17 protein-coding genes are annotated in these 21,076 nt (G+C 71.6%); 11 read left to right on the plus strand and 6 right to left on the minus strand.

Annotated features, from left to right (window positions below):
- The first annotated feature begins 2 nt into the window (after window positions 1-2).
- From AB0J06_RS08095 to AB0J06_RS08115, 5 genes are all read left to right on the plus strand, one after another.
- Window positions 3-896, plus strand: coding sequence for a sugar ABC transporter permease (locus AB0J06_RS08095; protein ID WP_357425937.1), 894 nt, complete (start codon window positions 3-5; stop codon window positions 894-896).
- Window positions 893-1,780, plus strand: coding sequence for a carbohydrate ABC transporter permease (locus AB0J06_RS08100; protein ID WP_357425940.1), 888 nt, complete (start codon window positions 893-895; stop codon window positions 1,778-1,780). Before AB0J06_RS08095 ends, AB0J06_RS08100 begins: the two co-directional genes overlap by 4 nt.
- Window positions 1,781-1,789: 9 nt before the next feature.
- On the plus strand, window positions 1,790-2,956 hold the full coding sequence (locus AB0J06_RS08105) for an ABC transporter ATP-binding protein (protein WP_357425942.1): 1,167 nt from the start codon (window positions 1,790-1,792) through the stop codon (window positions 2,954-2,956).
- Window positions 2,957-3,086: 130 nt separating this feature from the next.
- Window positions 3,087-5,057, plus strand: a complete 1,971-nt coding sequence (gene dxs, locus AB0J06_RS08110; RefSeq protein WP_357425944.1) for a 1-deoxy-D-xylulose-5-phosphate synthase — start codon at window positions 3,087-3,089, stop codon at window positions 5,055-5,057.
- Window positions 5,058-5,169: 112 nt separating this feature from the next.
- Complete coding sequence (locus AB0J06_RS08115) at window positions 5,170-6,498, plus strand: PQQ-binding-like beta-propeller repeat protein (RefSeq protein ID WP_357425946.1); 1,329 nt, start codon at window positions 5,170-5,172, stop codon at window positions 6,496-6,498.
- Here the strand turns inward: AB0J06_RS08115 and AB0J06_RS08120 are convergent, their stop codons facing one another.
- Complete coding sequence (locus AB0J06_RS08120; protein ID WP_357425948.1) at window positions 6,499-7,692, minus strand: C39 family peptidase; 1,194 nt, start codon at window positions 7,690-7,692, stop codon at window positions 6,499-6,501.
- 168 nt (window positions 7,693-7,860) lie between these two features.
- On the opposite strand from AB0J06_RS08120, the gene AB0J06_RS08125 reads away from it, so the two are divergent.
- Window positions 7,861-8,547 carry a response regulator transcription factor gene (locus AB0J06_RS08125; protein WP_357425950.1) on the plus strand — a complete coding sequence of 229 codons (687 nt, stop codon included), beginning with the start codon at window positions 7,861-7,863 and terminating at the stop codon, window positions 8,545-8,547.
- On the plus strand, window positions 8,544-9,749 hold the full coding sequence (locus AB0J06_RS08130; RefSeq protein WP_357425953.1) for a HAMP domain-containing sensor histidine kinase: 1,206 nt from the start codon (window positions 8,544-8,546) through the stop codon (window positions 9,747-9,749). Before AB0J06_RS08125 ends, AB0J06_RS08130 begins: the two co-directional genes overlap by 4 nt.
- Window positions 9,750-9,921: 172 nt before the next feature.
- Here AB0J06_RS08130 and AB0J06_RS08135 read toward each other — a convergent pair whose 3' ends face one another.
- Window positions 9,922-10,869, minus strand: a complete 948-nt coding sequence (locus AB0J06_RS08135) for a DUF2637 domain-containing protein (protein WP_357425955.1) — start codon at window positions 10,867-10,869, stop codon at window positions 9,922-9,924.
- Window positions 10,870-11,151: 282 nt separating this feature from the next.
- On the opposite strand from AB0J06_RS08135, the gene AB0J06_RS08140 reads away from it, so the two are divergent.
- Window positions 11,152-11,535 carry a VOC family protein gene (locus tag AB0J06_RS08140; RefSeq protein ID WP_357425957.1) on the plus strand — a complete coding sequence of 128 codons (384 nt, stop codon included), beginning with the start codon at window positions 11,152-11,154 and terminating at the stop codon, window positions 11,533-11,535.
- Window positions 11,536-11,662: 127 nt separating this feature from the next.
- On the opposite strand, the gene AB0J06_RS08145 is transcribed toward AB0J06_RS08140, so the two are convergent.
- The 3 genes from AB0J06_RS08145 to AB0J06_RS08155 form a co-directional block, all read right to left on the minus strand.
- On the minus strand, window positions 11,663-12,403 hold the full coding sequence (locus AB0J06_RS08145) for a hypothetical protein (protein ID WP_357425959.1): 741 nt from the start codon (window positions 12,401-12,403) through the stop codon (window positions 11,663-11,665).
- Between the two features lie 115 nt (window positions 12,404-12,518).
- Window positions 12,519-14,588, minus strand: a complete 2,070-nt coding sequence (locus AB0J06_RS08150; protein WP_357425961.1) for a 3-hydroxyacyl-CoA dehydrogenase NAD-binding domain-containing protein — start codon at window positions 14,586-14,588, stop codon at window positions 12,519-12,521.
- Window positions 14,585-15,781, minus strand: coding sequence for a thiolase family protein (locus AB0J06_RS08155; RefSeq protein ID WP_357425963.1), 1,197 nt, complete (start codon window positions 15,779-15,781; stop codon window positions 14,585-14,587). The genes AB0J06_RS08150 and AB0J06_RS08155 overlap by 4 nt, the downstream gene beginning before the upstream one ends.
- A 218-nt stretch (window positions 15,782-15,999) precedes the next feature.
- On the opposite strand from AB0J06_RS08155, the gene galE reads away from it, so the two are divergent.
- Window positions 16,000-17,022 (plus strand): UDP-glucose 4-epimerase GalE, encoded by a 1,023-nt coding sequence (gene galE / locus AB0J06_RS08160; protein ID WP_357425965.1) that lies wholly within the window; start codon window positions 16,000-16,002, stop codon window positions 17,020-17,022.
- A gap of 8 nt (window positions 17,023-17,030) precedes the next feature.
- Here galE and AB0J06_RS08165 read toward each other — a convergent pair whose 3' ends face one another.
- Complete coding sequence (locus AB0J06_RS08165; RefSeq protein WP_357425967.1) at window positions 17,031-18,350, minus strand: ribonuclease D; 1,320 nt, start codon at window positions 18,348-18,350, stop codon at window positions 17,031-17,033.
- Window positions 18,351-18,613: 263 nt separating this feature from the next.
- On the opposite strand from AB0J06_RS08165, the gene AB0J06_RS08170 reads away from it, so the two are divergent.
- Both AB0J06_RS08170 and AB0J06_RS08175 read left to right on the plus strand, forming a co-directional pair.
- Window positions 18,614-19,918, plus strand: coding sequence for a trypsin-like peptidase domain-containing protein (locus AB0J06_RS08170; RefSeq protein ID WP_357425970.1), 1,305 nt, complete (start codon window positions 18,614-18,616; stop codon window positions 19,916-19,918).
- A 103-nt stretch (window positions 19,919-20,021) separates the two neighbouring features.
- Window positions 20,022-20,939 carry a hypothetical protein gene (locus tag AB0J06_RS08175; RefSeq protein ID WP_357425972.1) on the plus strand — a complete coding sequence of 306 codons (918 nt, stop codon included), beginning with the start codon at window positions 20,022-20,024 and terminating at the stop codon, window positions 20,937-20,939.
- The last annotated feature ends 137 nt before the right edge of the window (window positions 20,940-21,076 follow it).

Below are 21,076 nucleotides of genomic sequence, written 5' to 3' on the forward strand. Positions count from 1 at the left end.
ATGTGAAGCGACGGCTTCGGGCCTGGGGACCCGGGCTTCTGCTGGTGTCGCCGTCGCTGCTCGCGCTCGGCGTCTTCGTCTACGTCTTCCTCGGCTGGAACATCCGGGTCTCGTTCACGAGTTGGCGCGGGCAGAAGCCGGTCTACGACTGGGTCGGCGCGCGCAACTACACGGAACTGTTCGGCAACGAGCGCTTTCAGATCGACGTCCGCAACCTCGCCGTCTTCACGCTGGTCTTCATCGGCGGTTCGCTGGCCCTGGGGTTCTGCATGGCGCTGCTGCTGGAGAAGGGCGTACGCGGGGAGAACTTCTTCCGCAGCGTCTTCCTCTTCCCCATGGCCATCTCGTTCATCGCAACCGCGATCATCTGGCGGTGGCTGCTCAACAACGGCTCCGGTTCCTCGACCGCCGGGCTCAACCGGCTCTTCGCCAACCTCGGGCTCGAGTTCCTCCGCAGCGACTGGCACAAGACCCCTTCGACCTGGGCGATCGCCGCCATCGCCCTGCCGGCCGGCTGGGCCCTCTCCGGCTACGTGATGGCGCTCTTCCTCGCCGGCATGCGCGCCGTGCCGGAGGAGTTGCGCGAGGCCGCCCGGGTCGACGGGGCCACCGAGCCGCGGGTCTTCTGGCACGTGGTGCGGCCGCTGCTGCTGCCCGTGCTGATGAGCGCGGTGGTGATCCTGGCGCACATCTCGATGAAGACCTTCGACCTCTTCTACGCGATCGACCAGGGCAATCTGCGGATCGACACCCCCGCCCTCTACATGTGGTTCACCACGTTCCAACCGGGCTTCTACGCCCGCGGCGCGACCATCGCCACCCTGCTGCTCTTCGGGATCGCGGTCGTCATCGTGCCGTACATCTGGTACTCGATCCGTTCGGAGCGTCGTCAATGAGCGTGACCACGGACCGGGTCGTCGTCGACGAGGCGGTGGGCGCCCCGGCACGGCGGCGACGACCCCGCTGGGCGCCCTACCTCACCACCGCCCGCTACCTGGCGCTCTTTCTGCTGGCCTGCTTCTTCCTGATGCCGGTCTACGCGCTGATCATCACCGCGCTGAAGGAGCCGGCCCAGGTCAGCGTCGTACGGATGTGGGAGCTGCCGACGGCGCTGTCGCTGGAGAACTTCCGCATCGTCTGGCCGGACCTGCAGGAGGGCTTCGTCAACAGCACACTGCTGGCGATCCCGGCCAGCCTGATCTCGTCGATGCTCGGCGCGGCCAACGGCTTCGTGCTGGCCAAGTGGCGCTTTCCCGGCGCCGACTTCGCCTTTCCGCTGATCCTCTTCGGCATGTTCATCCCCTACCAGGCGATCCTCATCCCGATGTACGACACGATGCAGCGCGCCGGGTTGGTGGGCGGCCTCGACGGGCTCATCCTGGTGCACGTCATCTACGGGCTGCCGATCACCACGCTGATCTTCCGCAGCTACTTCGCCAGCATCTCGGACGAGGTGATCGAGGCGGCCAAGGTCGACGGCGCCGGGATGCTGCGCACGTTCCTCTTCGTCGCCCTGCCGATCGCCCCGCCGGCCTTCGCCGTCTCGATGATCTGGCAGTTCACCTCGGCGTGGAACGACTTCCTCTTCGGCGTGCTGCTCGCCAGCCGCGAGTACTGGCCGATCACGGTGGCGCTCAACAACATCGCCGGCGGGCAGACCGTGCCGTTCAACCAGGCGATGGCGAGCGCGCTGCTGGCCAGCGTGCCGACGCTGCTGGTCTACGTCGTACTGGGCCGGTTCTTCATGCGTGGCTTGATGGCCGGCGCGCTCAAGGGTTAAGGAGTTCGCGTGATCGAGTCGGGCAGCGTCGCCGGCATCCGGCTGGAGAAGGTGACCAAGCGCTACCGGGGCGGCGTGGTGGCGGTCCGCGACGTCGACCTGACCGTCGAGCCGGGCGAGTTCATGGTGCTGGTCGGCCCCTCCGGCTGCGGCAAGTCGACCCTCCTGCGCATGATCGCCGGGTTGGAGGAGGTCTCCAGCGGACAGGTCCTCATCGGCGGCAGGGACGTCACCGATGAACTGCCGCAGCAGCGGGACGTCGCGATGGTTTTCCAGAGTTACGCGCTCTACCCGCGGATGACCGTCAAACGCAACATGGCCTTCGGCCTGCGGATGCGGCGTACGGCCAGGGTCGAGCGGGAGCGGCGGGTGAGCGAGGTCGCGGAGATCCTCGGCCTGGAGCACCTGCTCGACCGGCGGCCCGCCGCCCTCTCGGGGGGCCAGCGGCAGCGCGTGGCGATGGGGCGGGCGATCGTCCGCGAGCCGCAGGCGTTCCTGATGGACGAGCCGCTCTCCAATCTCGACGCCAAGCTGCGGGTGACGATGCGGTCGCAGTTGTCGATGCTGCACCAGCGGCTCGGCACGACGACCGTCTACGTCACGCACGACCAGGTGGAGGCGATGACCCTGGGGCAGCGGGTGGCGGTGCTGCGCGACGGTGTGCTGCAGCAGTGCGACACCCCGCAGAGCCTCTTCCACCGGCCGGTCAACCTCTTCGTGGCGGCGTTTATCGGGTCGCCGTCGATGAACTTCGTCCGGGCGGTCGTCTCCGGTGGCGTGGTCTCGTTCGCCGGTGTCCGGGTGTCACTGCCGGCGGGCTCGCCGCTCGCCGGCGCCGACCGTGCGGTCATCCTCGGCATCCGGCCGACCGGCTTCTCCGCGCAGAGCGGTGAGGGGTGGCCGACGCTGACGATCGTCCCGGCGATCATCGAGGAGTTGGGGGACGAGCGTTTCGTGATTTTCGAACTCGACGCCCCGCGGGTGGACACCGACGAGACGCGCGCCGCGGTCGACGCGCAGAGCGCCGACGACGCGCTGCTCCTCCCCGACGAGCGGGCCCGGTTCACCGTACGGCTGCCGTCCGAGGTGCCGGTGAGCGCGGGGGAGCCGCTGGAACTGGCGATCAACCCCGACCGCCTCTACTTCTTCGACCCGGAGACCGGGGCGTCATTGTGAGGGAATCTCGCACCCCGTCGGTCGCCTCGACGGTCCCGATAGACTCGGCGGTCATGAGCGAGCGTAGCGAGCGAATCGGCCAGCTCAACACCGCAGAGCGGGCCGTCACGACGGGCAGCGAGGTGGCCGCATGAGTCTGGATGAGGGTTCGGCCACCGAAGGTCGACTGCTGGCCACGGTGCGTGGTCCGCAGGACGTCAAGCGGATGTCCGCGGAGGAGCTGGACCAGCTCGCGGCCGAGATCCGCGATTTCCTGGTGGCGAAGGTCTCCCGCACCGGTGGACACCTCGGACCCAATCTCGGCGTCGTCGAGCTCACGCTCGCCATGCACCGCGTCTTCGACTCACCCAAAGACCGCTTCCTGTTCGATACCGGGCACCAGGCGTACGTGCACAAGATCGTGACCGGTCGGCAGGAGGGGTTCGACCAGCTCCGCCAGCGCGGTGGCCTGTCGGGCTACCCGAGCCAGGCCGAGAGCGAGCACGACCTGATCGAAAACTCCCACGCCTCCACCGCGCTCTCCTACGCGGACGGGCTGGCCAAGGCCTTCGCGCTGCGGGGCGAGGCGCGCAACGTCGTGGCGCTCGTCGGTGACGGGGCACTGACCGGCGGCATGTGCTGGGAGGCGCTGAACAACATCGCCGGCGCCCGCAACCCGCTGGTGATCGTGGTCAACGACAACGGCCGCTCCTACGCGCCGACCATCGGCGGCTTCGCCGACCACCTCTCGACGCTGCGGCTCAACCCGGGATACGAGAAGGTGCTCGACCTGGTCAAGGAGTCGCTCGGCTCGACGCCGCTGGTGGGCAAGCCCATGTACGAGGTGCTGCACGCGGTCAAGAAGGGGATCAAGGACGCGGTCGCGCCGCAGACCATGTTCGAGGACCTCGGTCTCAAGTACGTGGGCCCGATCGACGGCCACGACATCGCCGCGGTCGAGTCGGCGCTGCGCCGGGCCAAGGGCTACGGCGGGCCCGTGATCGTGCACGCGGTGACCCGCAAGGGCTACGGCTACCGCCCGGCCGAGGAGGACGAGGCCGACTGCCTGCACGGCCCGGGCAGCGCGTTCGACGTCGAGACGGGCAAACTGCTCGCCGCCCCCTCCGTGAAGTGGACCCACGTCTTCGCCGACGAGCTGGTCGCGATCGCCGACGAGCGCCCCGACGTGGTGGGGATCACGGCCGCGATGGCCGAGCCCACCGGCATCGCGTCGCTGGCCCGCAAGTATCCCGAGCGGGTCTACGACGTCGGCATCGCCGAGCAGCACGCGGCGACGTCGGCGGCCGGGCTGGCGCTCGGTGGCCTGCATCCGGTGGTCGCCGTCTACGCGACCTTCCTCAACCGCGCCTTCGACCAGGTGCTGCTCGATGTGGCGATGCACAAGCTGCCGGTGACCTTCGTGCTGGACCGCGCCGGCATCACCGGGCCGGACGGGCCGAGCCACTACGGCATCTGGGACATGGCGGTCTTCGGGGCCGTCCCCGGGCTGCGCATCGCCGCGCCGCGCGACGCGGCCACGCTCCGCGAGGAGCTGCGCGAGGCGGTCGCGGTCGACGACGGGCCGACCATCGTGCGCTTCCCGACCGGTTCGGTCGCCGCCGACCTGCCCGCGCTGCGCCGGGTCGGCCCGGTGGACGTGCTGGCTGAGTCGCCCCGCAAGGATGTGCTGCTGGTCGCCGTCGGTGCCTTCGCCCAGCTCGGTGTCGAAGTGGCCAGCCGTGTCGCGGAACAGGGCTACGGGGTGACGGTGGTCGACCCGCGCTGGGTGCGGCCGGTCGCGGACGAGCTTGTCACGCTCGCCGCCGAGCACCGCCTGGTGGTCACCGTCGAGGACGGCGTACGCACCGGTGGCGTCGGCGACGCGGTGGCGAAGGCGCTGCGCGACGCCGACGTCCAGATGCCGCTGCGCGACCTCGGCGTGCCCGCGCAGTGGCATCCGCACGGCACCCGCGCGCAGATCCTCGCCGATCTGCGGCTCACCGCGCAGGACGTGGCGCGCGACATCACCGGCTGGGTCTCCGGGCTGGACGAGTCGATGGATCCGGTGACCGTGCCGGCCAGCGGCGGCAACGGAGCCCGGGGCCGCAACGCCCGGCGCTGATCCCGCCGGGGCGGGCGGGCGGCATCCGGCGGGGAAGTCCTTGATGGACCGATGATGGGGCGTAGCGAGCTTTCCGCCGCCATCACGGGCTTCTGGGTATCGGGAGGAAACGGTGAGCCTCATCGAGCTCGGCGAGGTGGGGCACACCCCGGAGGCGGTCACGCCGCCGAGCCGGCCGCCGCACCCCTCGCGACGGCGCTGGATCACCGCCGGTGCGCTGCTGACGCTCCTGCTCACGGGGATGGGTGGCGGGGCTCCGTCACCCCGCCCGATGCCGGAGGCGACGATCCCGGCGCAGCTCGGGGCGGTCGTCTTCGCCGAGGGCGACCGGTTGTTCGTGATCGACCCGCCCGCTCGATCGGCCGAGTCGTTCATCGCCGCCTACCGGTTGCCGGCCGCCGAGCCGCTCTGGCGGGTGCCGGTGCCGGTAGGCCGTCCCGGATGGACGGCACAGCTGCTGCAGCACCGGCTCGCGGGGGAGACGCTCGTCGTCAGCGCCGTGTCGGAGTCGCTGCCGAACCAAGCGGACCAGGTCGCGGGGCTGGACGCGCGAACGGGTCGGCTGCTGTGGCATCACCCCGGTCGCCTCATGGACGTCACCGCGCAGGACTCGGTCCTGTTGGTGCTCGCTGAGCGCGACGCCACCCGGACCGGGCCGACCGTGGCGGCTCTGGCGCCCGAGTCCGGCGCCCTGCGCTGGTCCCTTGCGCTGCCCCCCGACGGAGAGTTCGTCCACGACTTCGACAGCGCCCAGCCGCGATCCCTGGTTGCCGTCCGGGGATCCGGGCAGACGCAGGTGCGCGACCTGGAGAGCGGGAAAGTCGTCCAGGAGGCGCGGCTGCCGATCGAGGCGCGCCCGGACGGACCGCCCATGCAGGTCATCGCCGGCCTCCTGCTGGAGTTCGACGACGGCCGGCGAACGCTCGCGGCGTACGGGCTGGACCGGCTGGACCGACGCTGGGTGATCCCGCTGACGTCCGTCGACAGGCCGTTCACGTCCTCGTGCGGAGACTCCCTCTGCGTCTGGAGCCACAACACGGGCGTTCGGGTGGTGGATCCGCGCGACGGCCGTACGAGGTGGTCCGACCCGCTCTGGATCGACGTGGAGCAGGTCGGCCGCCACATGGTGGCCAGCCCGTTCCGCACGACCTTCGGGGAAGCGGGGATGCTCGTCGTGCTCGATCCGGCGACGGGGCGCCGAATCGGCACCTTCGACGCCTGGTCGCGGGTGGGGCCGCCGCGGGCGGATGGGCGGTTGCTGGCCATCCGCAGGGACAGCGGCACCGGCCGTACGGAGGTGGCGCTCCTCGACCCGGCGACGCTGACCGTACGGCCGGTCGCGATGCTCGACAGGATCTCCGGGCAGTGCGACGGCGTACCGGGAATCATGTTCTGCCGCCGCCTCGACTCCTCCGTCGGGGTCTGGCGGCTGCCCGAGTAGTTACCAGTTGGCCTGCGGCGGAGACGGCGGCAGTGGCACGGCGGCCGGTCGGATCACGTAGACCAGACCGCGACTGGAATCCAGCCACGCCGTCTCGAACGCGGCCCGCGGCACCGGTCTGCGGACCGCGTCGTTGGTCGGCGCCGCCGGATCGTGCAGCACCGGGTCGCCCGACGCGGTGAACCCGACGAGCACCATGACGTGTCCGGCGGTGTCGTAGTCCAGGCCGGTGATCTGATCCTTGGTGTACGACGCAGACACGATCAACGGAATGCCGGCGGCGATGAAGAGCTCCGCCTCGGCAAGCGAACGTAACCGGGTGACGAAGCCGTCCAGCCCGTAGCGGCCGGCGTAGGCGGTGTTGAACGGCCAGTTGCCGGTGCCGCCGTAGGCGTGGTCGTAGCAGTGACGGGCGGCGTGGTCGACCCACGGGTCCGCGTGGTCCGGGCCGACCCAGGCGTAGTCGCCCGGTGTCGGGCCGACGCCCCAGAAGGCCAGCACCATCGACGTGGAGGTCGGGCTGCACCAGGACTCCCCGCCGTCCCCCCACTCCGGATGGTGCCCCGCGTGGGTCTTCTGGGAATAGCGGGGGACGTCGAGGATCGCGCCCCGGGCCGTCTGCGGGGCGCTCGGCAGCGTGGCCACTGGGCCGGGTAGCCGGGAGGCGACCGCGCCCGCCGAGCGCAACACCGGCGTCAGAAGGGTGCCGGCCGGCCGGAGCAGGGTCACCCGCAGCTGCCAGGCGGTGAGCGGCCGGTCGGCGGCGGTGATCAGGATGTCCGCGGCGACGGAGCCGTCCGGACCGGACTGGGCCGGCACGGAACTGCGGGAGATGCCGGCTTCCTCCGCCGTCCACCGGGCGAGGACGAACCAGGGAGTCGTCGCCCCCTGCGGCGTGGTGCCGCGCAGCTCGACCTGGATCCAGCAGCCCGGCGGCGTATCCGCGGTCCAGGACGGGATGATCTCCGTCGCGGCGAACCCGGGGGAGACGGGCGGTGAGGTCCACATGCCGAAGTCGTACGTCGCGGTGACCCGGCTGTGCGGGTCGGTCTCGTCGCGCACCGCCAGCGGCGTGGCGAGAACGAGGGTGTCCCCGGAAACCGCCACGCCGTCCCCGGTGCCGGCGCCGAACTGCGTCGCGGTGCGGAAACCGCGATAGGCGATGTCGCGGACGAGAACGGCGTTGGCCTGCACCGTCGGCTCCTTCCACGATGGTGAAAAGGGTGACGCGAAGCATGACGTACCAGACGATTCTTTGCAACGCCCCGGCCGCGGGCGACAGTTTGCCGGCCGCCGATAGGTTGCTTCACGCCGGTTTAACATCCATCGGCGCAGGGTGGGACGTTGGCGGAAGGAGACCCGGTGCGGGTGCTGGTGGTCGAGGACGAGCGCAATCTCGCGGACGCGATCGCGCGCGGCCTGCGGCGTCAGGGCATGGCGGTGGACGTCGCGTACGACGGGTCCGCCGGCCACGAGATGGCCTTCGTGACCCGCTACGACGTGGTGGTCCTCGACCGCGACCTGCCCGGTGTGCACGGCGACCAGATCTGCGCCGACCTGGTGAGCTCCGGCGCGCTCACCCGGGTGCTCATGCTGACCGCGAGCGGCGCCGTCGCCGATCGTGTCGAGGGGCTGCAACTCGGCGCCGACGACTACCTCCCCAAGCCGTTCGCCTTCGACGAGCTCGTGGCCCGCGTCCAGGCGCTCGGCCGGCGGGCCACGCCCGCGGCGCCTCCCGTGCTCACCGTCGCCGATCTGGTCGTCGACCCGGCCAAGCGGGTCGCCACCCGATCCGGAGCGCCGATCGACCTCACCCGCAAGGAGTTCGGCGTGCTGGAAGAGCTGCTCAAGGCGCGTGGCGGCGTCGTCTCCAGCGAGGAACTCCTCGAGCGCGTCTGGGACGCCAACACCGACCCGTTCACCACCACGGTCCGGGTGACCGTGATGACACTGCGGAAGAAGCTCGGTGACCCCCCGCTGATCGAGACCGTGGTCGGCGTCGGCTACCGCGTCCCCGACCCCTACCGGCCCGGGCAGGTGGCCCCGTGACCGTCTACCCGACCCGCCGGCGACCCCGGCTGCGACCCACGCTGCGGCTGCGGCTCACCCTGCTCAACGGGGTGCTCCTGGTCGGCGCCGGTGCCGTCCTGGTGCTGCTCGCCTGGCTGCTCGTCGACAGCGCGCTGCGGCCCGCCGACGAACTGCGCCCCGGCACCACCGTCGTGCTCGCCGACGGCAGCGCGCTGGACGCCCGGCAGTGGCAGAACCAGGTCGTCGATGCCGCCTCCCGCGAACTGCTCGTCAAGGGTCTCGCCGCCCTCGTCGCGATCAGCGTCGTCGGGGTGGCCGGCGCGTACGCGGTCGCCGGACGGGCGCTGCGTCCGCTGCACCAGGTCACCGCCACCGCCCAGCGGCTGGGGGAGGAGACCCTCGACCAGCGCATCCGCTACGCCGGCGCGGACGACGAGGTGGCCGAGCTCGCCGGCACCTTCGACGCGATGCTGGACCGGATCGGCGCGGCGTTCGACGCGCAGAAACGCTTCGTCGCCAACGCCTCGCACGAGCTGCGGACGCCGCTCGCCGTCATGCGGACCGAGATCGACGTGACGATGGCCGACGACGAGGCCGACGTGGGCGAATACCGCCGGATGGCGACCGTCGTACGCGACGCCTCCGAACGCGCCAACAACCTCGTCGACGCGTTGCTGGTGCTCGCCCGCAGCGAGGCGCAGTCCGGGCGGCGGCTGGTGCGCAAGGCCCAGACCGACCTGGCGGACGGGGTGTGCGCGGCCCTCTCGGCGGTGAAGCGCGAGACCGAGCGCCTCAAGCTGGACGTGACCACGGCGCTGGAGCCGGCGCCCGTGGTCGGCGACCCCGGCCTGCTGGAACGGCTCGCCGGCAACCTGATCGAGAACGCGGTCCGCTACAACCACCTGCACGGGCGGCTCTGGGCGCGGACCGGCGCCGACGGGGGACAGGTGTGGCTGGTCGTCGGCAACACGGGCTTCGAGGTGGAGCAGGCCGACGTCCCCGGCCTCTTCGAGCCCTTCCGGCGCGGCGGCCGGGAGCGCACCGGAGCGCGCGGGTCGGGGCTGGGACTCTCGATCGTCCGGGCGGTCTGCGACGCGCACGGCGGCACCGTGAGCGCGGTCGCGCAGCCCGGTGGCGGCCTGGAGGTGACCGTGACCCTGCCGGCCGCGGACACCACCCCGATCGTCGCCGCATCGGCCACGGTGACCCCCACCCCCTGACCCACCCCACCCCCTGACCCCCCCCGCGCCCCCGCCCCGTCGATCAAGGACGTATGCGCATGGTTTGATCTCTGAACGTGTGAATACGTCCTTGATCGACGGGAAAGTCCTTGGTCGGCGGAGCCGGCGGCCTCGACGAGGAGAGGGGCGATGAGGAGCTATGACGCCGCCGTCAGGCAGCGAGTTCCAACTCCCGCGCCTGCCGCCGGACGGCACGCAGCCGGGCGATGGTGATGCCCAGCTCCTGCGCCACGTCCGCCTCGGTCAGCTGCGGCCGGTCGGCCTCGATCGCGGCGGCCATCGCGACGGTCTCGGCAACCGGGCGGCGGGGACGGCCGCTCCTCGCGGTCGTACCGCCGGGTGTCGCGGTGGTGGCACCGGACGGTCTCCGTGTCGCTCGCCCGCTCGCCTTCGTGCCCCCTGCGGCCGTCGCGCCGGCCTTCGTGCCCGCTGAGCGGGTGGCGCCGCCACCGCCCCCGGACCCGGACAGGGCGCCCTCGGTAGCCGGCTCGGTTCGGTCGGCCGTGTCGACCCACGGCTCGTCGGGGTGCGCCACCCGCTCTCCGTCCCGCCCGGACCGCCCGGAGCCGGCTTCCGCCCGACGTCGCGCGCCGCGGCCGTTGCTCGCCGCTACCCCTGCTGGCTCCGACGGCCCGCCCGTCGTATCCGATCCATTGTCGACGGCACCGGGCCTCCGGGCAGCGGTTCCGTCCCCCGGCGCGGCGTCGGCCGCCGAGATCCGTCCGCCGAGTTCGACCAGGCAGATGCTCGCGACCACGATCAGGCCGTCGACCGACAAGGGCAGCAGGTACGGGGAGGCACCGGTCTCGCCGTACCGCGCGGCCACCCCCACCATGTGCCAGTAGGAGACCCAGGCGGCGATCCCGGCGATGGTGGCGGTGGCCGCGAAGCGGGCGAATGCCAGATCCCGCCGGTGCACCGGAACCCGCGAGATCAGCTCGACCGTCAGGAGCAGGGCGAGCGGTGGCCATGCGGCGATCGCCTGACTGATCGGATTCTGCTGGGCGTGCAGCACGTTGGCGACCACCGATGCGGCGACCCCGAGGGCGAGGGTCGCGCGAACGGCCCAACGGACGCGGCGAAGCTGAGGGAGGTGCACCGGTTACTCCTTGCCTTGTCGTACGCACGGTCATTCCGGCCTGACGGGCGGTTGCCGATCCTCCTTACGGCGGGGTGTTTCCAGCCGCTGCACCCTACTGGCTCGCCGTGAACATCGATATTGCCTTGCTCACATAACGGGCGGGATGCGACGTTGAACCTGGGCAGCACGACGATGGAGGGGGGTGCGGTCAATGTCTTCTGGTTTGCTTCCGCGCCTCGCTCCGGTCTCCGCTGACCATCCGCTGTCGCGGGGCGCGTCCATCCAATCTGGAGGATCGGCGTGGGTTCCCGCATGAAAAACGTCAGCATCGACTGTGCTGACCCGTACGTCCTGTCCGGCTTCTGGTCGGAGGCGCTCGGTTATCCCCGGCACTCGGACGACCACCCCGGTGACCCCGAGGCGGTGCTGCTCCCGCCGGACGAGGTCGGGCCGGTCGTGCTCTTCCTGCAGGTGCCCGAGCGCAAAACGGTGAAGAACCGGCTCCACCTGGACCTGCAACCGACCGATCGGAGTCGCGACGAAGAGGTCGCGCGGCTGCTTGACCTGGGCGCGACGCAGGTCGCCGATCACCGTAAGCCCGACGGCGCCGGATGGGTGGTGCTCGCCGATCCGGAGGGCAATGAGTTCTGCGTGGAGCGCAGCGTCGCCGAGCGCGCCGCCTGACCCGACATCGCCGTGATCGGCGGACCCGCGCCGTGGCGTGCCGGCAACCCGCCGGGGAAGGCTTCTGATCGCAGCGATGGAATGGGGGGTGCCGGACGCGCCGGCACCCCCCATGTGAAGCCAATGGTCAGGAGCGCTGCTCGACCTCGCTGCGGATCTTCAGGAAGTCCGCCTTCGCCTCCTCGGCGGTCTTGAAGTAGACCCCGACCACGCCGAGGCTGCCGCGGTCCGCCCAGACGCAGACCCCGAGCTTGATGCCGCTGGCCTCGGCGTCGCCGCACTTGGCGTTGCCGCCGAGCGGCCCCGCGTCGACCGCGGTGAAGTTGCTGGTCGTCAGGCCGCCGGAGCTGCCCAGCTCCGAGATGGCGTCGTCGAGCTCTTTCGCCGGGTCGGGGATGAGCCCGGACGCCCCCGCGATCATGACCATGTCCTTCTTGGCCGGGTCGCCGTAGAAGCCACCGATCGTGCTGGTCGCGTCCGGCACGCTCGCCTTCATGCTGGCGACCATCTCGTCGGCCGCCGCCTGGATCTGCGGATCGGTGATCTTGGGCCGTCCGGCGAGGGTCTCCGGTGCGACGAGGCGCGTCTTGGAGGCGTCGACGACGTCCTTCACCTCGTCCTTGGCGGCGAAGTAGACGAGGGTGCCGCCACCCACGCAGAGCAGCGCGAGCACGGCGAGCACGATCAGGATGATCTTGCCAACGTTGGATTTCTTCGGCGGGACCGGAGCGGGCGCGCCCGGGTAGCCGGCCTGGGGCGCGCCGGGGTAGCCGGGCTGCGGCGCGGCGCCGGGCTGCGGGTATCCGGAAGAGGGCTGCGCGGCGGGGTCGGGAGAGCCCGGGGGCGTCGGGAAGGGCGGCTGGGTCACGGTTGCTCCATGGCTAGTGCGGACCGCGTGATCGTAGCTACCAGCAGCAAAGAGGCCGATCTTGCAGTTGTGGACCAGTAACGGAAACCACAACTGCAAGATCGGCCACCATGGGTCAGGCGGGGAGGCTGGCCACCCCGCGCGGCAGGAACCGCTGCCCGGTCACGCGCTCCGAGGTGCCGGTCCGGTCCAGGTACGGCGTCACGCCGCCCAGGTGGAACGGCCACCCGGCGCCGAGGATCATGCACAGGTCGATGTCCTGCGCCTCGGCGACCACGCCCTCGTCGAGCATCAGCCGGATCTCCTGTGCCAGGGCGGCGAGCGCCCGCTCGCGTACCTCGTCGGCGGTCAGCGGCGACGACCCGGCCTGCAGCAGCGCGGCGACCTCGGGGTTCACCTCGTTGTCCACCATGATCGGCTTGCCGGCGTCAGCGATCCGCTTGAGGTTCTCGCTCACCCCGAACCGGTCCGGGAACGCGGCGTGCAGCGTGCCACCCACGTGGTGGGCGACCGCCGGCCCGACGAGCTGGAGCAGCGCCAGGGGGCGCATCGGCAGGCCCAGCGAGTCGAGCGCGGTGTCGGCCACCTGGGGAGGCGTGCCGGCGTCCACCGCGGCGAAGATCTCGCCGAGGAAGCGGGTCAGGAGGCGGTTGACCACGAACGCCGGGGCGTCCTTGACCAGCACGCACGACTTGCGCAGCGACTTGCCGACCGCGAACGCGGTGGCCAGGCTGGCCTCGTCGGTCCGCTCGCCGCGGACGATCTCCAGCAGGGGCAGCACGGCGACCGGGTTGAAGAAGTGGAAACCGACCACCCGCTCCGGGTGCTCCAGGTCGGCGGCCATCGCCGTGACCGAGAGCGAGGAGGTGTTCGTCGCCAGGATGGCCTCGGGCTTCACGATCTTTTCGAGCTCGGCCCAGACCTGCTTCTTGACGTTCAGCTCCTCGAAGACCGCCTCGATGACGAAGTCGGCGTCCGCGAACGCTCCCTTGTCGACCGAGCCGCTGACCAGGCCGTACAGCCGGGCCGCCGTCCCCTTGTCCATGCGGCCCTTGCTGACCGCCTTCTCGATCTCCTTGTGGACGTAGGCGACGCCCTTGTCCACCCGGGACTGGTCCAGGTCGGTCATGACGACCGGCACCTGGAGGCGGCGGGCGAAGAGCAGCGCCAGCTGCGAGGCCATCAGACCGGCGCCGACGATGCCGACCTTCTTGATGTCGCGGGCCAGCGCCGGCGCGGGCGCGCCGGCCGGCCGCTTGGCCCGCCGCTGCACCAGGTCGAACGCGTAGAGGCCGCTGCGCAGCTCCTCGCTCATCACCAGATCGGCGAGGGCCTCGTCCTCGGCGGCGGTGCCCTCCGCGAACGGCGCGTCCTTCGCCAGGCCGAGCAGCTCCAGCGCCTTGTACGCGGACGGGACCGCGCCGTGCAGCCGCTCGTCGAGCTGCTGCTTGGCGAAGAAGAGCACGCCGTCCCACATGTCCTTGTCGACCTCGGGACGGGTCACCGTGACCGTGCCGCGCACGACACCGGCGGCCCACTCCAGCGACCGCTCCAGGAAGTCGGCCGGCTCGAAGAGGACGTCGGCGATGCCCATCTCCGCCGCCTGCTTCGGCTTGAGCATCTTGTTCTGCATCAGCGGGTTCTGGATGATCACCTGGGTGGCCATCGGGATGCCGATCAGGTTGGGCAGCAGCTGCGTGCCGCCCCATCCGGGCACCAGGCCGAGGAAGACCTCGGGGAGCGCGAGCGCGGCCGCCCCGCCGGAGAGCGTCCGGTAGTGGCAGTGCAGCGCCAGCTCCAGGCCGCCGCCCATCGCCGCGCCGTTGACGAACGCGAAGGTCGGCACGGCGCTCTCGCGCAGCCGGGCGAAGACCCGGTGGCCGAGGCGGCCGAGCTCGACCGCTTCCGCCCGGTCGGTCACCATCGGGATGCCGGTCACGTCGGCGCCGACACAGAAGATGTACGGCTTGCCGGTGACCGCGATGAATGCCGGGTCGGCGCCGAGCGCGTCGGTGATCGCGCTGTCCAGGCTGGCCAGGCCGGCCGGACCGAATGAGTTCGGCTTCTTGTGGTCGAAGCCGTTGTCCAGCGTGATCAGCGCGGCCGGGCGGTCCAGTCCGGGCACGGCGACGAGCCGCAGCAGCGCCTTCGTCACGACCTCGTTGGGGTTCTGCGGAGTCGTCACTTGTTCGCACCTTCCCAGGCAGGGTTCTCCCAGATCACGGTGCCGCCCATGCCGATGCCGATGCACATGGCGGTGACGCCGTAGCGCACCTCCGGGTGCTCGGCGAACTGGCGGGACAGCTGGGTCATCAGCCGTACGCCCGAGGAGGCGAGCGGGTGACCGATGGCGATGGCGCCACCCCACTGGTTGACCCGCGGGTCGTCGTCGGCGATCCCGAAGTGGTCGAGGAAGGCGAGCACCTGCACGGCGAACGCCTCGTTGAGCTCGAACAGCCCGATGTCGTCGATGGTCAGGCCGGCGATGCGCAGCGCCTTCTCGGTCGACGGGATCGGACCGATGCCCATGACCTCGGGCTCGACGCCGACGAAGCCGTACGACACCAGCCGCATGCCGATCGGCAGCCCCAGCTCGCGGGCGACGTCCTCGGCGGCGAGCAGGCTGGCGGTCGCGCCGTCGTTGAGGCCGGCGGCGTTGCCCGCGGTCACCTTGCCGTGCGGACGGAACGGGGTCTTCAGGGTGGCGAGCTTCTCCAGGGACGTTTCGCGGGGCGCCTCGTCCGTGGTGGCCAGGCCCCAGCCGGTCTCCGGGTCGCGGACCGCCACGGGCACCATGTCGTCCTGCAGCTTGCCGTTGGCGTACGCCTTGGCGGTCTTCTGCTGCGACGCGAGCGCGAAGGCGTCGGTGCGCGCCTTGGTGATGTGCGGGACCCGGTCGTGCAGGTTCTCCGCCGTCGAACCCATCACCAGCGCGGACGGGTCGACCAGCTTCTCGGTGAGGATGCGCGGGTTGGGGTCCACGCCCTCGCCCATCGGGTGGCGGCCCATGTGCTCGACGCCGCCGGCGATGGCCACGTCGTAGGCGCCCATGGCGATGCCGCCGGCGACCGAGGTGACGGCCGTCATGGCGCCGGCGCACATCCGGTCGATCGAGTAGCCGGGCACGGTCTTGGGGAGCCCGGAGAGGAGGGCGGCGGTCCGGCCGATGGTGAGGCCCTGGTCGCCGATCTGGGTGGTGGCGGCGATGGCCACCTCGTCAACCCGCTCCGGCGGCAGCTGCGGGTTGCGACGCAGCAGTTCGCGGATGCAGCGGATGACCAGGTCGTCGGCGCGGGTGTTGGCGTACATGCCACCCGCTTTGCCGAACGGGGTGCGGACGCCGTCGACGAAGACGACATCCCGGACTTCACGGGGCACTGTTGAGCCTCCTTTTCGACCATCATTCGGCCTTCGCGCCGCCAGGCACTACGGACCGGATGAAGGTCGCCGACATGGGCGGGTCCTTCGGATGCTACTCGCCGGTAACTAGCGCGCGGCAGCCGCTCCGCTGTGGTGCGGACCACATCCGGGGGCGCGGGTCCGGGATCCGCGTCCGGTACCTTCGTCGCGAGTGTTCGGGCGACGCGGAGGTTGGCGTGAAGGTTTTGATCGCGGGCGGCGCAGGCTTCATCGGGAGCACCATCGCGTCCGCCTGCCTGGACGACGGCATCGTCCCGGTCGTGCTCGACAACCTGAGCACCGGGCGGGTCGAGTTCACCCGCGACCGCATCTTCTACCAGGGTGACATCGCCGACGGGCAGCTGATCGACCGGATCTTCGCCGAGCACCCCGACATCGAGGCCATCGTGCACGCGGCCGCGCTGATCGTCGTGCCCGAGTCTGTCGCGCAGCCGCTGCGCTACTACCGGGAGAACGTGGCGAAGTCGCTCGACTTCATCGAGCACGTCGTGCGCAACGGCTGCCACCGCTACCTGTTCAGCTCCTCGGCCGCGATCTACCGGCCCGGCGACGACTTCTCCGTCGACGAGACGTCGCCGGTCGAGCCGACGAGCCCGTACGCCCGGACGAAGGCCGTCATGGAATGGGTGATGGAGGACGCGGCCGCGGCCACCCCGCTGCGGGCCCTGTCGCTGCGTTACTTCAATCCCATCGGCGCCGACCCCGCGCTCCGCACCGGCCTGCAGCTGCGTAACCCCAGCCACCTGCTGGGCAAGTTGCTCACCGCCGCGGAGAGCGGCGAGGAATTCGCGATCACCGGCGCCGACTGGCCGACCCGCGACGGTTCCGGCATCCGCGACTACATCCACGTGTGGGATCTCGCCCGGGCCCACGTGCAGGCGCTGCGCCGCTTCGACGCGATCCTGCCCGAGGACGGGGCCCGGTCGTACGAGGTGATCAACCTCGGCACCGGCAACGGCACCACGGTGCGCGAGTTCGTAACTGCGTTCCAGTCGCTCTCCGACCGGCCGGTCCGGGTGACCGAGCACCCGCGGCGGCCCGGTGACAGCGCCGGCTCCTACACCCGCAGTTCCCGCTCCCGGGAGCTGCTGGACTGGACACCCGAGCTGACGGTCGAGGAGGGCATCCGCCACTCGCTGCAGTGGTGGGCCCGACGCGACGAGGTGCTCGGCGCGGACGCTGTCGGCGCCCGCGCCTGACCCGTCTCCTACTCCTTGGCGCTCAGCGCCGCCGTCAGCTCCTCCACGATCAGCCCCACCTGCCACGCCCGCGCCCCGTAGCCGCGCAGCGTGGCCGAGACCGTGTCCACCGTGATCTCCTCCGGCGGGGTCCAGGCCAGGCGTCGTACCGAATCCGGGGTGATCAGGTTCTCCGGCGGTAGGACGTGCGCCGCGGCGATGCGGGTGACCACCTCGCGGCAGCGGGCGAGCCGTCCGGCCGCCGCCGGGTCCCGTTCGGCCCAGCGGTGCGGCGGCGGTGGGCCCTCGACGGGCGGGGTCACCGGCAGCGCGTCGTCGGGCAGATCCCGGGCCTCTGCGAGCGCGTCGAGCCAGGTCCGGGCCAACCGACGTACGGAACGGCCGCCGAACCCGGGCAGGGTCAGCAGCGTGCGCTCGTCGCGCGGGTCGAGCTCGGCGGCCGCGATGATGGCCGCGTCCGGGAGAACCCGACCGGGCGCCGAGTCGCGGCGCGCCGCGATCGTGTCGCGCGCGTGCCAGATCGCCCGGACCCGCGCCTGTGCCCGCGCCCCTCGGATGCGATGCATGCCCGAGGTGCGCCGCCACGGTTCGGCGCGCTGCCGGGGCGGCTGTCCGCCCCACAGGATCAAGGCGGCGAACTCCTCGGCCGCCCACCCCTGCTTGCCCTGCCGCTCCAGCTCGACGGCGAGCGAATCGCGCAGGTCCGTCAGGAGCTCCACGTCGAGCGCCGCGTAGGTCAGCCACGACTCGGGCAGCGGACGGGTGGACCAGTCGGCGGCGGAGTGGTGCTTCTCCAGGGTGAAACCGAGTAGTTGTTCGGTCAGCGCGGCCAGGCCGACCCGCTCGAACCCGGCCAACCGGGCGGCCAGCTCGGTGTCAAATAGCCGACGCGGACGCAGGCCGATCTCCGCCAGACACTGCAGGTCCTGGCTGGCCGCGTGCAGCACCCACTCGGCGTCCGCGATCGCCTCGTCGAGGGAGCTCAGGTCGTTGAGGGGCAGTGGGTCGATCAGCGTGGTGCCCGCGCCCTCGCGCCGCAGCTGCACGAGGTAGGCGCGCTGGCTGTAGCGGTAGCCGGAGGCACGCTCGGCGTCGATCGCGACCGCGCCGGTGCCGGCGCCGAAGCGGGCGACGACGTCGGCCAGGCCGGCCGGCGTCTCCACCGGGGCGGGGGTGCCTTCACGCGGGGCGATCAGCGGTACGGGACCGGCGGGCGTCGGGGCGGGCCCCACGACGTCGGACGCCGACCCGGCGGCCGGCGGAGAGTGCGGCTCGTCCCCTGCATGACGTTGCGCGGCCCGACGGCGCAGGGGTGGTTCGTCGGTCACGTCGCAAACCCTAGTGCGGCAGCGGGTCGAGCGGGCACAGCTGGGGTCCGGCGCGCCGGACCGGAACCGCCCGATGCACGCAGCGTGAGGCCCACGACGCAGGCGGGACAACGGGGAAGACAAACCCCTTTCCTGCAGGTACGGTCCACCCTGCCGATCAGTACTCTGGGTTGTCCGCAGGTGCGAGTGTGTACGGGGCCGTGTGCGCGGTCCGGTCGCCGCGCGACGATCGGCAGTGGAGCCTCAGGGGAGGGCGTCGATACATGAGCAGTGGCTACGACCCGCGTGTGGCGCAGTCCGGCGCGGAGCCGGACGGGTCGCGGCACGCGGCGGACGACGCCTCGCCCGTGTCGCCTTCGGCGGCACCGCAGGCGCAACCCGGTCCGGTCGCGGCCACTCCCGCCTTCCCGTCGCCGTCGCACCCCGGCGCGTCCCCCGTGAGTGCTGTCCCGGCCTCCGGCCCGGATGAGCCGATGCAGGGGCGCCCCGGCCCGATGCCGCCGCGGATGGAGCCGCCGCAGACGGCGGTCGCGCCGTTCCCCGCCCCGCCGCAGCCGGCCCCGCCGTTCGGCACCACCCCGCAGTTCCTCGCTCCGCCGACGAGCGCGCCGGCATCGGTGCCGCCCGCGCCGGTGACCGGCGAAGCACACCCGGGCCTCGCGGCCGCTCCGGCTTCCGGCGGCGCCTGGGAGCCGTCGGTCGGCTATCCCCGCCCGTACACCCCGCCCCCGCCCCAGGTGGAGCCCCTCCACGCCGCGACCGGCGCCACCGGCGCGGTCGCCGCCAAGCGGCGGCTGGCCTGGCCGGGCGTCACCGCGCTGCTGCTGGTCGTCGCGCTCGGCGGTGTCGCCGGGTTCCAGGCCCACCAGATCGACCGGCTGAGCGACCGGCTCAGCGCCGCCGACCGCCGCGTGGCGGAGGCGCAGGCCGCCGACGACACGCGCCTGGACGCGGTCGAGGGGCGGGCGACGCAGCTGGAGAAGCAGGCCGGCGACGTCTTCAACCCTGAGGCGATCTCCACCGCCGTGCTGCCCAGCGTGTTCCGGGTCAGCGCCGGCCAGTTCACGGGCACGGCGTTCGCCGTGGGCAAGCCGGCCACCGGCGGCGGCACGAACCTGTTCACCAACTTCCACGTGGTCGAATCCGTGTGGAACGGCGGTGGCCGCGAGGTCTTCATCGAGCGTCGCGATCAGCGTTTCCCCGCGACCATCGTGAAGGTCGACAAGGTCAACGACGTCGCTCAGCTCAAGGCGGACGGCAAGTTCACCGGGCTGGTCACGGCGGGCGAGCCGGTGAAGTCCGGTCAGCAGATCGTCGTGGTGGGAGCCCCGCTCGGGCTCGAGGACACCGTCACGACCGGCGTGGTGAGCGCATTCCGCAAGTCGCCGGACGGCTCGGGGACGACGATCCAGTTCGACGCCCCGATCAACCCCGGCAACTCGGGCGGACCGGTGATCAACGGGGCCAAGCAGGTGGTGGGCATCGCCACCGCCAAGGCACGCGACGCCGAGGGCATCGGCCTGGCTGTGCCGATCAAAACGGCCTGCGACGAGTTCAAGGTCTGCTGAGCTCCGCTCGTCAGTCCGTCGTTCTTTAGTCCGTCGTTCTTCTCCCTTGCCGCACCCTTCCGCGCCCGAGACGTCTCCCGGTGCGCCTGTTCATGGAGGAAACATGTCCCACCCTTCGCACGCCCCGGACGGATCGTCCGTCCCGCCCGGCGGGTCCGAGCCGGTGACGCAGCCGCTGTCGAGCGGCGGGGAGCAGGCGTACACCCTGCCCGATCCCGGTTACTCCCCGGCGGCGCACGCTCCGGCCCCGCAGCCGCCGGCGGCGACCTCCGCCCCGCAGCCGCCGGCCGCCCGTCCCGCACCGGGGTACGCGCCGGATTCGGCGCCCGCCTCCGCCGGCACGCCGCACCCGGCGCTGCTGAACCCGACCATGGCGATGCCGTCGGCCCACACCCCGCCGCAGGCGCCGCCCGGAGCCGGGTTCGCCGACGCGGGCGCGCCGGCGTCCGCGCCGCCGCTCGCTGGACAGGTTTCCGGGCCGCCGGTCTCGGGGATGCCGGCGCCGCAGCCGTACCCGGGCGCCCCGATGTCCGCCCCGCCGTACGGTCAGCCGATGGCCGGTGCGCCGCTGTCGGGCGTGCCCTACGGCGCGCCGGCGCCCGTCGGCCCCGGCAAGAGCAAGGGCAAGAGCACGCTCGTGCTGGCGCTCGTGGCAGTGCTTCTGTTCGTGATCGGCGGCGTGATGACCGGGCTCTTCGTCGCCAAGTCCGGTGAGCTGACCAAGACCGAGAAGCAGTTGAGCGCCCAGGTGGCCGACCGGGACGCCAAGATCGACGCCAACACCAAGGAAATCGACGGGCTCAAGCGTGACCTGCAGGGTGCGCGGGACGATCTCGACGACGTCAAGCAGGACCTCACCGGCACGCAGAACGACCGTGACGAGCAGGCCCGACAGAAGGAGGTCATCGGCAAGTGCCTTGACCTGCTGGGCAAGGCACTGTCGGCGAAGAGTCAGTCGGCCTTCGAGAAGGCGGCCAAGGAGGCCGACAAGGTTTGCGCGGAAGCGGAGAAGTACCAGTAACGCCGGGGATCAAGGCCAACTGCGTCGATCAAGGGCGTCTTCACACGATCAGAGATCAAACCGTGTGAAGAGCTGGTCATCCTCGTGCTCACCGCCGTGTTTGCCGCCACCCGCGCCCAGACCCGGACACTCCGCGG

It is taken from the genome of Micromonospora sp. NPDC049679, assembly GCF_040659735.1.
Classification (GTDB): domain Bacteria; phylum Actinomycetota; class Actinomycetes; order Mycobacteriales; family Micromonosporaceae; genus Micromonospora_I.

Excerpts from the sequence above, each read along its gene's own strand:
- AB0J06_RS08100 (WP_357425940.1), top strand. The coding sequence starts at position 893 with ATGAGCGTGACCACGGACCGGGTCGTCGTCGACGAGGCGGTGGGCGCC.
- dxs (WP_357425944.1), top strand. The coding sequence starts at position 3,087 with ATGAGTCTGGATGAGGGTTCGGCCACCGAAGGTCGACTGCTGGCCACG.
- AB0J06_RS08170 (WP_357425970.1), top strand. The coding sequence starts at position 18,614 with ATGAGCAGTGGCTACGACCCGCGTGTGGCGCAGTCCGGCGCGGAGCCG.
- AB0J06_RS08175 (WP_357425972.1), top strand. The coding sequence starts at position 20,022 with ATGTCCCACCCTTCGCACGCCCCGGACGGATCGTCCGTCCCGCCCGGC.